Source organism: Empedobacter sedimenti (assembly GCF_030005555.1).
GTDB lineage: Bacteria > Bacteroidota > Bacteroidia > Flavobacteriales > Weeksellaceae > Empedobacter > Empedobacter sedimenti.
In genome coordinates, this window is the sequence record NZ_JASCQG010000001.1 from 70,789 (window position 1) to 85,129 (window position 14,341).

General features: G+C 28.0%; 17 protein-coding genes and 1 pseudogene. 3 read left to right on the forward strand and 15 right to left on the reverse strand.

What is annotated here, in order from left to right:
• Nucleotides 1-46: 46 nt before the first annotated feature.
• Nucleotides 47-604: a hypothetical protein gene (locus tag QHG34_RS00315; RefSeq protein ID WP_282628079.1), complete on the reverse strand. Its 558-nt coding sequence runs from the start codon at nt 602-604 to the stop codon at nt 47-49.
• A 94-nt stretch (nt 605-698) separates the two neighbouring features.
• Between QHG34_RS00315 and QHG34_RS00320 the strand changes: the two genes are divergently transcribed.
• Complete coding sequence (locus QHG34_RS00320; protein ID WP_282628080.1) at nt 699-1,103, forward strand: hypothetical protein; 405 nt, start codon at nt 699-701, stop codon at nt 1,101-1,103.
• Nucleotides 1,093-2,109, forward strand: a complete 1,017-nt coding sequence (locus QHG34_RS00325; protein ID WP_282628081.1) for a YCF48-related protein — start codon at nt 1,093-1,095, stop codon at nt 2,107-2,109. Before QHG34_RS00320 ends, QHG34_RS00325 begins: the two co-directional genes overlap by 11 nt.
• 91 nt (nt 2,110-2,200) lie before the next feature.
• On the opposite strand, the gene QHG34_RS00330 is transcribed toward QHG34_RS00325, so the two are convergent.
• The 6 genes from QHG34_RS00330 to QHG34_RS00355 all read right to left on the reverse strand — a co-directional run bounded on the left by QHG34_RS00330 (nt 2,201) and on the right by QHG34_RS00355 (nt 7,051).
• Nucleotides 2,201-2,809: a hypothetical protein gene (locus tag QHG34_RS00330; RefSeq protein WP_282628082.1), complete on the reverse strand. Its 609-nt coding sequence runs from the start codon at nt 2,807-2,809 to the stop codon at nt 2,201-2,203.
• Nucleotides 2,810-2,859: 50 nt separating this feature from the next.
• Nucleotides 2,860-3,774 (reverse strand): alpha/beta fold hydrolase, encoded by a 915-nt coding sequence (locus QHG34_RS00335; RefSeq protein ID WP_282628083.1) that lies wholly within the window; start codon nt 3,772-3,774, stop codon nt 2,860-2,862.
• A 122-nt stretch (nt 3,775-3,896) separates the two neighbouring features.
• Complete coding sequence (locus tag QHG34_RS00340; protein WP_282628084.1) at nt 3,897-4,733, reverse strand: retropepsin-like aspartic protease; 837 nt, start codon at nt 4,731-4,733, stop codon at nt 3,897-3,899.
• Nucleotides 4,734-4,826: 93 nt separating this feature from the next.
• A complete protein-coding gene (locus tag QHG34_RS00345) occupies nt 4,827-5,180 on the reverse strand; it encodes an MmcQ/YjbR family DNA-binding protein (protein ID WP_282628085.1) in 354 nt (117 codons plus the stop codon).
• Between the two features lie 51 nt (nt 5,181-5,231).
• A complete protein-coding gene (locus QHG34_RS00350) occupies nt 5,232-5,921 on the reverse strand; it encodes a DUF6058 family natural product biosynthesis protein (protein WP_282628086.1) in 690 nt (229 codons plus the stop codon).
• 122 nt (nt 5,922-6,043) lie between these two features.
• Entirely contained in the window at nt 6,044-7,051 is a 1,008-nt protein-coding gene (locus QHG34_RS00355; protein WP_282628087.1) for a DUF2268 domain-containing putative Zn-dependent protease, read from the reverse strand.
• Nucleotides 7,052-7,290: 239 nt separating this feature from the next.
• Between QHG34_RS00355 and QHG34_RS00360 the strand changes: the two genes are divergently transcribed.
• Nucleotides 7,291-8,124, forward strand: coding sequence for an SDR family oxidoreductase (locus QHG34_RS00360; protein WP_282628088.1), 834 nt, complete (start codon nt 7,291-7,293; stop codon nt 8,122-8,124).
• On the opposite strand, the gene QHG34_RS00365 is transcribed toward QHG34_RS00360, so the two are convergent.
• The 8 genes and pseudogenes from QHG34_RS00365 to QHG34_RS00395 all read right to left on the reverse strand — a co-directional run bounded on the left by QHG34_RS00365 (nt 8,119) and on the right by QHG34_RS00395 (nt 14,154).
• Nucleotides 8,119-8,442, reverse strand: a complete 324-nt coding sequence (locus QHG34_RS00365) for a winged helix-turn-helix transcriptional regulator (RefSeq protein ID WP_282628089.1) — start codon at nt 8,440-8,442, stop codon at nt 8,119-8,121. The genes QHG34_RS00360 and QHG34_RS00365 overlap by 6 nt on opposite strands.
• Nucleotides 8,443-8,613: 171 nt before the next feature.
• Nucleotides 8,614-9,468: a hypothetical protein gene (locus tag QHG34_RS00370; protein WP_282628090.1), complete on the reverse strand. Its 855-nt coding sequence runs from the start codon at nt 9,466-9,468 to the stop codon at nt 8,614-8,616.
• Nucleotides 9,469-9,470: 2 nt separating this feature from the next.
• Nucleotides 9,471-10,121, reverse strand: coding sequence for a hypothetical protein (locus QHG34_RS00375; RefSeq protein WP_320416877.1), 651 nt, complete (start codon nt 10,119-10,121; stop codon nt 9,471-9,473).
• A gap of 271 nt (nt 10,122-10,392) precedes the next feature.
• Complete coding sequence (locus QHG34_RS00380; protein ID WP_282628092.1) at nt 10,393-10,734, reverse strand: hypothetical protein; 342 nt, start codon at nt 10,732-10,734, stop codon at nt 10,393-10,395.
• A 548-nt stretch (nt 10,735-11,282) separates the two neighbouring features.
• Complete coding sequence (locus QHG34_RS00385; protein WP_282628093.1) at nt 11,283-11,861, reverse strand: Crp/Fnr family transcriptional regulator; 579 nt, start codon at nt 11,859-11,861, stop codon at nt 11,283-11,285.
• Nucleotides 11,862-11,943: 82 nt separating this feature from the next.
• Nucleotides 11,944-12,153: pseudogene (locus tag QHG34_RS15840) on the reverse strand (tautomerase family protein); the annotation flags it as partial.
• Between the two features lie 285 nt (nt 12,154-12,438).
• Nucleotides 12,439-13,461: a hypothetical protein gene (locus QHG34_RS00390; protein WP_282628094.1), complete on the reverse strand. Its 1,023-nt coding sequence runs from the start codon at nt 13,459-13,461 to the stop codon at nt 12,439-12,441.
• Nucleotides 13,462-13,692: 231 nt separating this feature from the next.
• On the reverse strand, nt 13,693-14,154 hold the full coding sequence (locus QHG34_RS00395) for a nuclear transport factor 2 family protein (protein ID WP_282628095.1): 462 nt from the start codon (nt 14,152-14,154) through the stop codon (nt 13,693-13,695).
• Between the last annotated feature and the right edge of the window lie 187 nt (nt 14,155-14,341).

Here is a 14,341-nt window from a genome sequence, read left to right on the forward strand (position 1 = left end):
AAATAAGCTAACTTTTTGTTATAATTAAATGAAATTTAGTGTGTAATTAATCTGTTTTGCAACCCGATTTTTCGTCAAGTAATTCTGAGTTATTTAGTTTAAAATCTATCGAACGATTTAGTTTCAAAACATCTTCCCCTTTGTTAGGATCAAACTCATTATCAAAGAAAGATATTGTCATTTTTTTACCTTTTTTTAATGCTTCTTGAAAAATTGGTAGATTATTATTTGTTGTAAAAGGATCTTTAAATTCTTTTCCATCGATTAGAAAAACTGTTTTAGAATGGTTGTTGTTTGATGAGCTAGCAAAATCTAAACCTCCAAAATCTCCATCACGATAATGATTAGAATACTCGATTAAATATTTTGGATTTGTACAATTTGCTGCCCAAAAAAGTACATAATCTTTATTTGACAAATTGATTAATACTTGATCTTGATTGTATTTTACAAGTACCCAACCATCTTTTGGCGCATTTTTTTCTAATTGAAGCATTTCTTTATCACCAAAATCATTAATTGTAATAATCTTAGATTGTGCACTTGTGCTATAACTTGCTAATAAAAAGGAAAATATAAATACTTTTAAAGCGATTTTTTTCATAAAATAGGTTTGTCTAAAATTACTGAATTTTATTGAAGCTTTTTGTTATAGAATCGACTAAAATAACTTATTTTTAAATTATCATTGTGTTTATATGAAGTATATACTCTTATTTTTTTTTATGGCAGCATTTGGTCAAGACCTTCGGTTTAAAGAGGTGGAATTTGAGAATAAAGTTTATTCTATTCCGACAGATTGGTTTATTAACGATTATTTGAAAGATGATTTATATGATTTTAGTGTAAAAACACCTGATAATGAAGCTTTTATTTTAATTAAAAATTGTCACAAAATAGTTGCCGATAAAGTAAACAAAAAAAATAGTATGGTGTATCGTTTTAATAGTAATTATCTAAATTCTGATCGTTCTACATGGGAATTTCATCCAGAAGCATGTGGATCGATTGATTTTCAGAATGATAACAATATAGAGTTTATTATGGAAGTACTTAATTACTCACAATTATTAACTCCAAATATCCAAAAAAATGAAGTATAGTTTAATTCTAATAGCGAGTTTATCATTTGCGCAGACGTATCAAGTTGTAAACAATGAAAATTCGACTGTAAGTTATAGAGGATTAGCCTTTGAAGATGCTAAAACATTTGTTGTTTCTGGCTCAAAAAATACTATTGGTAAATCTGTTGATGGTGGTAAAACGTTTACTTGGATTAACCCGAAAGTTGTAGAAAATAGAGATTTCAGAGATATTGAAGTAATTTCTAAAAATAACTATTTAGCTCTTGGAATAGATTCGCCAGCTTATATTTTGAAAACAAATGATGGAGGAAAGTCTTGGAGCAAAGTTTATGAAAATTCGCAGAAAGGAATCTTTTTAGATGCTTTGTATATTGATTACAAGTCGAAAACAATTACTGCTTTAGGCGATCCTATTGTAGAGGGACAACCTTTTGTATTGAAATCTACGACTACAAATCCTGATAAATGGGAGGTTGTAAAATCTTTGAATGGAGAAGCTTTGCGGTTGAAGAATCCGAAAGAAGCTTTTTTTGCATCGAGTGGGAGTAATTTGTACGTAGATGGAAAACAAACGCTTATTGTTTCTGGAGGAGAACTATCTAATTTGTATCGTTATAAGTCAAAGACAGGGCAATTGTATACATTAGAGAAAACGAAAAGTTCAACATCAGGTATTAATGGTCTGGCTTACGATCCTGTAAATAATGTCGGTTATTTGGTAGGAGGAGATTTTACAAAACCAGAAGATTCTAAATATAATTTCTATAAGTTTAAAATTGCGAATGATCAACTTGTTTTTCAAGATTCGTGGAGTTATCCTGTTGGTTATAAATCTGGTGTAACGATTATTAGTAAAGAAAAAGTATTAGTTTGTGGTTATTCTGGCGTAGATTATTCGACAGATGGTGGACATAACTGGACAAATATTACGAAAGATAGTTACAATGCTTGCACCGTTTCTCCGGATAAAAAGTATGTGATTCTGGTTGGGAATAAAGGAAAAATAGGAAAAGTTATTTTGTAGAGTAATAGCACAATTTTTTTATCTTAAACAACAATGTAATTTTAATCATTATTGTAATATTTTTTTGTTGATTATGATTTAGTGATACATTTTATAGACTATATTCAAAATAGTAGGCTTTGCTATTTTTTTTGTCATACCATAGTGTCTTATAAATATTTTTACGATCTGAATTTGAATTCCATGAATAACTTTCCAATTTTTTGATTATGTCTTTATTCCACCAAAAAAAATCATCTTGTAATCCATCAGAATTGTTTCCAATAATACTATCTTTTACAAGTTGATGTTGCTCTATTATTTTGTTTTTCGTGATAGTATCGCAGCTAAATGAGAACATATAATCGTAATCTTGTCCAATCGCATCATCATAACAATAAATATCTTTTACATCTGTAGTAATATCGACTTTTAGAAAATTTCTAAAATTCTTCTTGTTAGCTTCAGTATCAGGTATATCGCTATTAAATGTGGGGAAAATCTTTTCAATGGATTTTTGGGCTATAGATTCTGTTTTTTCTTTTCCTTTCTTAAGACCAAAATAAATTGTATACATTCCTGTACAAAAACACAGTAAGAATGAAAGAATTGAAAGGATAAAGAGTCTTTTTGTTTTATAGAAAAAACCTGAAATAAAAATAATTACAAAAACTACAAAAAGAATTATTGAAGCAATTATTAGCACTATTAGTTTAACCACTTTATAAATATTTTAATTAAATATAGTTTAATAATTTATACAATTTCTTTTTAAAGATTAATTTTAAGCCAATTATTGATTTCTGTAAAAGTAGTTTTAGAGTTTTCAATCCAAGGGAAATGTCCAGAATGATCAATAATCACTAATGTAGAGTTTGGTAATTTTTTGTGCAAAAGTTCTACAAATTTAGGAGGATTGTTTGTGTCATATTTTCCATTTATAATCAAGGTTTTAGTTTTGATAGCCTCAAATTGAGTTTGGGATTCTAAGTAGTTATTTCTAATTTCATTACTCTCTGTCCAATAAATACCGTTGATTGGTTTTCTCCTTCCTTCTTCTGATATTTTATTTACTATTGGTATAACTTTATCAGATGTTTGTTCATTGTAACACCACCATTTTATTGTAGCATTTTTATTATTTTGATTGATTTCTTGTAGAACATTCTTAAACCATTCTGACTCTAAGCTTCGTTGATTTTCAGTTTCTTTTCTTTTACGAATACTTTCTTCTTGATTACCAATTAAACTTGTTCCTGTCAAAATTAATCCATCTAAGTGGTTAGGATATTTCAGAGCATAATCTAATGCAATTGCACTTTGATCAGAATGCCCAAAAATCCATATTTTATCAGCGTTTAAATGCTTTCTTAAATCGTTAATTTCTTCAATAATATAATTAGGGTTATATTCATTCAATGTTAGTGGAGATTCTGATTGTCCAGTTCCTCTTGGTTCATAATAAATCATTGTAAATTTTCGCTCTAATGCTTTTAGTGTTAATTGATAACCAATTTTACCTGAATTTATATGACCTACTATCATAATAGGACCTTTTCCACGAATGGTATAATTAAGTTTAAGCTGACCAATTTTTTCATAATGATTTTCTTCTTCAATATGTGTACAATTAAAAAGGTAGAGAAGGAAAGATAAACCAATGTAAAAAATAGGCGTTATTTTCATGAAATGTTTCAAAGTTTAGTCGTAAAAAGACTTATTCTATTGGTTTTTTTAAATTGATATAATTTCATTGGAAATTCAGTCATTTAAATGGATTAAAAAAGTTAAAAAAAAATAGTTATTAGTTAATCAAGTATATACATTTTTTTATTCTTTAAACTGATTCCGATTCTATTTCCAAACCAATTTATACTTGTTTTTCCTTCATATATTAAACCATCTACAAAAACAACTTTCGGATTATTTAAAGTCACAAACTGGTTTGAAATTGTATTAACCGTTCCTCTATAAAACTTTGTAATAATTTTTTCATCAAACTCGCTTTTTCGTTCGCTAGCCTCTAATTTAGTTTGATCTATACCTAATGTTGAGATTAGTTTATCACTTAACCAAAATGAGTTACTTCCGGCTCCCGAATCTAATATTACTTGAATTTTATATTGATTATTTAATAGGATATAAGTGGAAATATCTATTGTTTTATCCGTATTTGTAGTTAATTGTATATCGAAAGATTTAGTATTTTTAATGGTAGAAAAATCAGTTAATTCGATTTCTTTTTTTACAAAATCAAGAATAAAATCTGTTTCACTAAACATTTGTAGTGAAATCAAACCATCAATTCCGTCTATTTTCATATCAAAAGTAGAATAGGGAATGTGACTAAATTTTTTACCAGCAAAGTTGACTTCTTGGTTCTCGTAAATGGGTGCAATAATTTTTTCACCTGTTGCGCGATATGCTGTGATAAAATTATAAGTTGATTTCTGATTTAGATCTTTTGCGAAGCTATCAAAAAATAAATTTATTCCTCCGCCAGTATCAAAAATAAAGTTTCCTTCTTTACCATCAATTTTGGCTTTTGTAATTATATGTCCTGATGGTAAAATTTGAATTGGTGTTTTTTGACAATAGAGTTGTGATGAAACAATGATAGATAATAATGTTGCAAATTTTTTCATACAATGTGTTATATTAACTAATTTAATGAAAAAGATTATTCTGAGAAGTAAAATTTTGAGTAAATAAAGTTTATTTTTTTTTAGAAGAAGTATTTATTCTAAACTATTTCTCTCCTTTTTTGTTAGTTTTTTTAGTGCTAAATCATAGGAGTTGTCAATCCATTGAAAAATAAATTCATCTGATAATGAGTTATCTAAAACAATTTTTGTCCAATGTCTATCGCTAAAGTATGATGGTTTTTGTAGTGCGGGATACGTTGCTCTTAATTCATCAATTTCATCAGAATTACATCTTACACCAATGCTTTTGAATGTGTTAATGCTTACTGCGGCAAACATTTTACCAGCCACCTTAAATACCAATGTATCTGGTAAGTTTTTGAAAGGAAAACCCTCTGTTGCCCACTTCTTTGTAATACAATATTCTCTGAATTTTTCTATATCCATTTGAAGTTTTTATACCATTAGTTACTAAATTATTACTCCGTTCTGATACTATTACTCGTAGTTTTTTATTCTTTCTTCGAGGTTATTCTTCTTTAATAATTGATCCAAATACTTTCCTCTACTACTATTAATTCTTTGATATGGAGCAAAAAGTGCAGCTACTTTGTTAAACTGTATATCTAGTGAAATTAACTCTTTAATTTCCTCATCATTCAAATCTCTATTTAAACTATCATTATATAATTTCATAATTTTTTTTACAACTATTTCTTTCTCTACAATCTCTTGTTCAGTTGCATTCAAAGTGCAAATTCCGTAGCCACCATTTATATAGAAATCCCACTCGTCCTCAAAGTTTTCATCAAATTTTGCTTCATCAATTCCTGTTGTCTTAAAAATATTGTTGTAAGCAAACTCTTTATTTTCATGATTAGTTAAGATTTTTTTGAATTTTTCTCTAAAGTTTGATTTTCCGTATTCGAAACTGAAATTTGATTTTAAATACTTATCAATCAATACCACAGTATTTTTAGAAAAATATTCTTCTGTATAATTTTCTGTAATAGAATCATTTAAAGTAGAAGTTATTTTTCGAGATATTTCAAATGTATAAGACGGACCAGGAATAATCTTAGCTTCAATTAACTCATCAAAATTCTTTTCATCTATACCAAAATGACTTAAGATTATTTCTTTCTCAATGAAGTTGTCATGAATATATTTAGTATTACTATTTTTCATAAAATTATAGATATTGTAAAAACATGGGGAATGCTTACGTAAACTAATTTAATAAAAAGATTATAAAGACGTTGAGTAAAGTAAATATTTATCAATTTGATAAAATACAAAGTTGGCTATAACTATAATTTTTCAAGATATTCTTCGTAGCCACTTTTTTCTAAGACTTCTTTTGCTGTTAATTTGTAAATGTCTTTCCACGAATCAGGACCATGTTTTTTCACATATTCCGATATAATTCGATATCCTAACCAGTAATTCAGAGATTTTGGAGCATCTGGGAAAATTTTATGTTTATCATTTCTCAACAAAGGATTATTCCCCGAAGTATCTTGAAAATACGATTTTGTTTTTAAGAATATTGCTTTTTCATTTTTCACGTACCAATCCCAATTTTCTTTTGTCATGTTCTCAACAGCTTCATATTCTGGAATTTTTTTGTCAAAGAAAATGTAAGTAAAATAGCACGCAAATCCTTCATCAATGGTTTGACTTAAAGCTGAATTTCTATCAATATCATTATTTCTAAATTTTTCGTAAACCAGATGATTTAGTTCATGTGGCAATCCTTTTTCAAGCGTGTAAACAATGTCTATTGATTTGTTATTTAATTCTAGCGCAAATTGTTGGGCATCGCATCCGCCGAAACCAATTCCTGTAATCGGTGTAAACAAAATACTTATTTTGGCATTTGGTTGATAAGGAACTAAACGATTGAATTTTTTAAGATTCTTTTTGAATAATTTATTGATATTTATTTTCGTAATAGTATTAGTGCGATCAATATTTTCGTTTTTATTTTTGTCAAATAGAGTTTTGTTCCATTTAATCATTCCTTCTTTAGTATTAAAACGACTCGCATTTTCATCACCAAAAATTTGCGCATAACAACTGTCCCATAGTTTTTTGTGCGGTAAATAAACATTTTTTACAATGATTGCAGAATCAAATTTTTTATTCTTATGCGCAATAATTTGAGATTTGAATAAATTATGAATGGTTATATTTTGAACTTTTATACTATCAGAAATTTTAGTGATTTTATTGTAATCAAAATCAGTATTTTGAGCTTTTGTATATGAAAACGAACCTAAAATAAAAATGAAGATCAGTTGAAAAGTTTTTTGCATGTAAATTATGATGATTTTATGTAGTTATAGAAACGTAGTCCTAGCTATTATGCTTTTGGTAAATTTAACAAAAACAAACATTTTTTGGAATATAAAGAAAGGGAAATCTTCGATTTTGTACAATCTCGCTTTTTGGCGCTACAATGTTAGCTGAACTTTTTTATCATACTCACAATTTTGTTAGTTCTTGTAATTTCAATAGATCAACAATAATTTTGACAGATAAATTAAATATTGAAATGAAAAATCAAAAACAATGGCTTATAACTGGAGTTTCTAAAGGTTTAGGAAGAGAAATAGCTAATATTGTTCATAAAAATGGAGATAAGGTAATTGGGTTTGTTCGAAAGGAAGAAGATAAAAAAAGATTGGAAGAAGAAGTTTTAGGAATCACTATTTATATTTTAGATTTAGAACAATCCGAAAGGTTTGAATCCGTAATTGTAGATGTTATAAAAAACGAAGGCAGAATTGATGTTTTGGTTAATAATGCTGGATATGGTATGTTTGGATTATTCGAAGAAATTTCGGTTCAAGAACTCAGAAAACAATTTGAGATTAATGTTTTTTCGAAATGGAGTTTGATTAATGCAGTGTTGCCTCAAATGAGAAAGCAACAATCAGGAGTTATCGTTCAAATTTCATCTCGTTTAGGTATTCTCGCTGGTATAGGTAACTCAGCATATTCATCTGCGGAATTTGCAATTGAAGGAATGAGTGAATCACTCGCAGAAGAAGTGAAGGCTTTTGGTATACAGGTTATGCTTGTAGAACCAGGTCCTATGCGAACATCTTTTTTCGGAAGCTCAATTAATTTTGCGAATAAAGAAATCATTGAATATCAAAATTTTTTTAAGAATCTTCGTTCTAATTTCAAAGACAAGGATGGAAAACAAAAAGGAGATCCCACAAAAATAGCTGAAATAATTTATGAGCAAGTAAATCAAAAACAAATTCCTTTTAGACTACCAATTACAACTGTTACTATAGATGCTTTGCGATTAAAATCAGAGTGTTACAAAAAATTAGTAGAGTGTTGGAGCGATAAAGCAAAATCTGTTGATACTTTATAGTTTAAAATTTGCAAGTGCTATCAGTAACTTTTGAATATTTCGTCCTTCTGAAGTTAACTGGTATGTTGAGCTAGTTTTTGTTTTGTATTTTGTAATAATTTTGTCTTTTTGAAGCTCATTTAATTGTTTCGAAAGAATTTGATCGCTAATATTTGGGATAACTTGTTTGAATTCATGATATAGCATATCTTTTTCAAATAATGAAAACAGTATTGACAGTTTCCATCTTCCAGAAATTAGAGAAAGATTTTTGTTTGCATTGCAATAATTATTAAGTGTCTGTTCATTCTCAAAATTTGTGGATTCTTTTTTTCTCATACTTTTTGTTCTAAATTTGAGATGCTTCTTCAGTAGTATTAAAATTAAAGAAAAAAACAATATAAATAGTAGGGGAGAATATATTCTTCTACTTTTTGTACTTTAAATTCGTACACTGAGCGAAGCAGAAATGTAACTCGCTCATTTTGCTAATACAATGTTGTATCTAGTTTATTTATCCATCACATATTCAAAAATAGCAACTCTCAAACTCCAAAGTTTTAATGTCTGTTTTGCATGAAGTTTTTGATTTTCTTCACCTACAATTAATTCGTCTGTAAATGATGAATGAAATTGCGACCAATAGTTATTTTTAGCATCGTTTAGAAGAAAATAGAAACCAGGATCTCCAAATTTCTTTCCAATTGATTGTAATATTAATTCGCGGTTATCACCAATTTTTGGCTGTAAAATTACAGTAGCATTTCCTTTTGGGAGAGGAAAAATAGCTTTAATGCAGGCTGTTCCTGACGGTAAAATGCAGGTTCCATATATTCCTGAATAAATTACTAAACTAGATGATTTTATTTTTCTTAACCAAATAGTATATTTTACTTCTTCAGATTGCTTGTCGATTAGTTGAATTATTTCGCTTGTTAATACTTCATTTTCATTAATTTGTTCTGTCGGAATATTTAGTTGATTGATACGCTGACTAAATAGTCTGTTGACAACAAAACCAAAATTTTTGAAGAAAGGATTCCATCTTACTTTGAAATATAATTTGTAATCAGAAGTATTTTCGTAAAAGTCAATTACGTTTTTAGATAGTCTGTTCAGCTCTGATTCAGGTAAGTTTAATGAATTAAAAGACTTTAATAATCCGACAGAGTTTTTATTTCTTGAAATGGTTAAATTTTCTTTTACTGCAAGTTCGTTAATGAATTTTTCTCCAATTCCATCAATTTCACCGAACGGACCAAAAAGCCAAGATTCGTCCTTTGGATTAATTTTCTTTCCAAAAATGATAATCCATTGTTGCGTAAACCAATCTTGGAATTTTTGCATAGAATGTGCGAAATTCATACTTAATTATTCTTAATAAGCGTAAAATTAGACTTTCCTTTCCACTCTCCAAATTCGGCAAGAACTTTAAATCTTAAAGTTGTAAATTCAAAATGAAAATCTTTCCTATTTCGTTCTTTCATTGCATTGAAATGCCTTTTTGGTTGTGGCATTTTACTGTGTCCATGAACCATATCGGTCATTTCTTTTTGAGTTTTCCAAATAGAAAATGTAGAAATAAGATTTGGATAACGAATTGAAGCCAAGGATAGAGTAGTTCCAGAATGATCTCTAACCATTTTTTCTACAGGTCTTCCCCAGCGAATAAATCTTGGAATCTGCATGAACTTCATTCTTGCAAGAGTAACAGCAACGGCTGGATTTATTTCAATATTATCTTGGTTACTATTTTTCGGAATCTGAAAACCAGAAATATTTCCCCATCGTCGAATAAATTCAAGCTTTAGATACCAGCTTTTGCTTAATTTTTTTCCTATTGGATTGATCAATAAAAATTTGTCAAGTGCATTTTCATTTTCCCATTGGGCAAAAACAACAATTTCATTTGACAAAAATCTTGATGTTGAATAAATAGGAGAACCTAAAATCATAGCAGACATGGTTTCAGCATAAATTAGACCTTCAATATTTCTCGATTTCAGTGGGGAAATCATCAATTTTAGCGATTCAAAAATTGAAAGTTTAATTAGATGATAGGTAAAAACACTCATAATAGTACTTGTTCGATGTTTTGATGACGATCGTTGAAACGGACTGTATATTAGCGATAGGATGGGGTAGAAAGTCTAAATTTTCAATCTTACACTAATCTAAGTAACAGTTTTTTATTAATTTCTAAATTTATGAAAAAAGGATATATAAAAGGTTGTTGTGTCAAAAAAAGGAGAAACTGAAAGTTTCTCCCTTAGATTTCGTATTCAGATTTTATAACTTTTTTAATTCCTTCAATGTGAAAATAATGGAAGTAATTGTAATAACACCAGCTAATATAAAATTTGGATGTACAATAGTTAACAACTTAGGGAAATTAGATGGTATAATTATTCCATCCGGCGCTGTACTTGTACCAGGCATTAAAATTGCGGGTATAAACATTCCCCAAAAATAAAGAGGGCTTAATCCGATAAATAATTTTGAAAATCTACTTCCTTTTTCTTCATATTTACTATAAAGACAACATAAACTTATAAAACTAATACTAATGGTAGCAAAATATTGTGCTGCCCAATGAAACTTAGCATGCGGTGGCCAAAGTGGGTTAGTCATGTGTGAGTTATTCAAATCCATTACAGAAGTAATAATTATAGTAAATAATGGAATAATGGTGAATGTAATCTTAAATCTTGTGGTGAAATTTTTCATGTATCTAGTTGCTTAAATATGTTTTTAATGACTTTTCTATAATAAAATACAAAGTAGCTATACAATAAAAATGTTGGTAATATTTTGATTAATCCAAACAAATCATTAAAGAAATGAAATAGTAGTATATTTAGTAGAATAGGAGCGAATAGTATTAATCCTAGGAGAATTCTTTTATTTATAAAAAGTGCTATTCCTAGAATAATTTGTATTATCCCAACTGAATATAGAATATAGTTTGATTGTTGGAATGCTTGAATTAGATAAAGTGCTTCTGTTGAATAATTATCGAGTCTTATAAAATGAAAGAATTGATTTAATCCAAAGACGATTAGAATTGTACCAAATGTAAACCTCGCAATAATATTAATTAATTTTCCCATTGTCTTTTTTTGTATTACAAAACAATGAACTAGTGATTGTTAATCCATTCACATATGTTAATAAATATTCTAACGCAATTCTTTTCTAATTCTACTCAATGATTGAGGTTTGATACCTAAATAACTAGCTATAAAATATTGAGGAAATTCTTGAAAAGCTTGAGGAAATTCTTTCAAAAAATTTAGATAACGAGTTTCAGCATTGTCCAATAACAAACTTATTTCTCTTTTTTCTTTACGGATGAATAAATAATCAGCAATATTTTTAGCAAACATCATCCATGATTTGTTGTTGTTTATTAAATTGTCCAAGAAAGTCTTATTCCAAGTAGTTAAATAACAATCTTTTTCAGCACGTAAATATAAATATGAAGGACTTTCTGTTTGAAAACTTGTATAAGAAGTTATAAATTTATTGTTTAGGGAAAAATCTTTAACGTATTCATTACCATCCTTTAAAATAAAAATACTTACTGCACCTTCATGTATAAAATATAAATTTTTGCAAATCTGATTTTCTTGTACTAAATAATCTCCTTTTGAAAGTTTAAGTGATTGACCATGATTTATAAAATACTCAATATCCTGTTCTTTTATGAATTTAAATTTTTTTAAGTATTTATATAATTGTTCTTGTTCTATATTCAATTTTATATTACGTTTTTATAAAAGAAAATCTTTCTATTATATATTTAATTCGTGTTTTGCTAATATAGTGTGTTTAAATGAACTAAATGTTCACTTTATAGTTTAGTATAAGATCGTCTGCACTTTTTCCACGTATTCCCCAATTGTGCACTGGTGTTTCAAAAATTGTAATTTCTAAATCCATTGCTGATATGTCTAATTCATTTTCAAATCGGTCAAATAAGAGAGAATAAAGTTTTTTTTTGGCTTCAACACTTCGTCCTTCAAAGACGTTGATTTCAATTATTGTATGTTTATCAGTTCGTCCTTAAAAATAAAAAAAACTATCTTTCTCAATATAAATGAATCTATGTGCTTTTTTTCTTTTGGATATTGAAATGCATCCATCATACATTCATGGAAAATTTCTGAAACCTTCTCTCTAATTGGATGTAAATGCTCTTTTATTCCATATATTTTAATTTGTCCCATTATCTAATTTTATTTTTTGTTAACGATTTTAGCTTCAAAAGCTTTCGAAATACTTTTGTTACCTTAGTATTTTAATATTGCCTTGACAGCATAAATTTTCTGCCGTTTAGTTCATGTACCTATATATGAGATTAGTTGAACTTTCGGTTGAATTACCAAACATGTCTTTAGCCCAATTTTTTGCTGAAGTTAACTCGTCTAAAATTAGAAATAAAGCAAAGCCCTCATCTTGAGACCACCATTTCCCTCCACGTCTTACTCCTCTAATTGCAGTTTCTTTTTTTATATTACCTCCTTTAGGATGTTTTAACCACAAAAACATTGAGTATTGTCCAAATCCTTCCATAGTAAGAAAAAAGTCATCTATTTGGACTAAATTTATATAATTCTCTTTGAAATATTCTTTTTGTCGTTGCGTTAAATTAGATAAAGCTTGCTTTACTAAGTTCTTATCCAAATCTTTTTTATTTACAGCATTATACAACATTTCTGTTTCTTCTCTATATAATTTTACATACGTTGTATCTTTAGAAAAGAGATTCTGAATAATGTTATCATTAAATTCAAAAGGGAAGTCGTTTTGCTTTTCAAATTCTGATATTTTTTTACCAAAATTTTGCATTTGTTGAGAATGAGAAAATTCGTGAATAAAAATACCAGTAATCAGATTTTCTAATCCAAGTTCTTTGCTAGAATTTTTTTTTTGTTTCCAAAAATTAGGTAATGGCATCACAAAAAAAGGTTTATTATCAATGGCATTGTTTGCAGCAAAAGACATTATACCTATAGTAATAACAGATTTATCAGGTAAAATTAATGAATTATTATGTAATTTTTTTTTCCATTGAAATTTTAGATTCATTAGATTATGCCCTTTAACGTGAGTACCATTGATTACAGTTTGCATCGAAGTAGAATAAACATATTTATCATCAAAAAAAATAAAATCGACTGGTCTTACGTTATTAATTTTGTAGATGTCTTTACTTACTAGTTTCCAGGCATAAAACCAATTATTTGTAGCGTTATAAAATTCCTTATCCCTTAATTTATCATCAATTTTATCTTGTCCTAAAATAGATATACTAAAAAAAAATAGTGTCAAATTGTATAATAACTTTCTCATCATAGTATATATGGTTTTAAAAATTCTGCTAAGGGGAAAAGTATAAACGAAGTTTGGGTTTACGAAAAACTAAACGTTAAAGAACGAACAAACTGAGCTGATACTTTTTCAGATAAACTAAGTTAAAGAAAAAAGATTATACGAAAAGCAGTAGCGGATAAATATTTCAAATCTTTCGATTATAACAAATCTCCATATTTTTCCAATACAATGTTATCTGTAGTTGTGTCGAAATTAGTGTTGTTTTGTGTCTTTATATTGCCAAAGTATATTAACAATTTTCCAATAATTATTAATTTTTACAATATGCATATAATCAATCCATTCATCTGCAATCAATTTAACAGATGCTGTCCGCTCTGAGATATCAAGCATAATAACCTCCTTTTTAGGATTAGAAGGAAATTTATCATGATTTTTGTTATAACTTTCAGCAAGCAAAATCATTGACTCAGTTGTTGTTTCACGAATGTAATCCTTTCCCGTACCTTTATCTTTCCAAAAAGTACGTTTTACCATTCTTGGATGTAGAGCATTAGCCATTCGATTGGGATCTGGATTATGTTGAGATTCTATATAATCGAGGGCAATTTTTTTAATCTCAATGGAATCTTGTTTAGTTTGTCCAAATACATAGCTATTCAATAGAAATAAAGATATTAAAGAGTAAGAATATTTTCTCATTATTTGATTCATAAACTTGTATTTTATTTGGAGTTAACTATTTCTAAAATTTATCATTTTTGTTATAATTCTCGAGTACAATTGCAGCTAACAGAAAAAGTATTGGCGTGTAAATATTACAAATCTTTCTATTATACATTTAACCCCGCATTTTGCCAATACAATGTGCCTGTTGCACAACTAGAATAACGTAAAATTT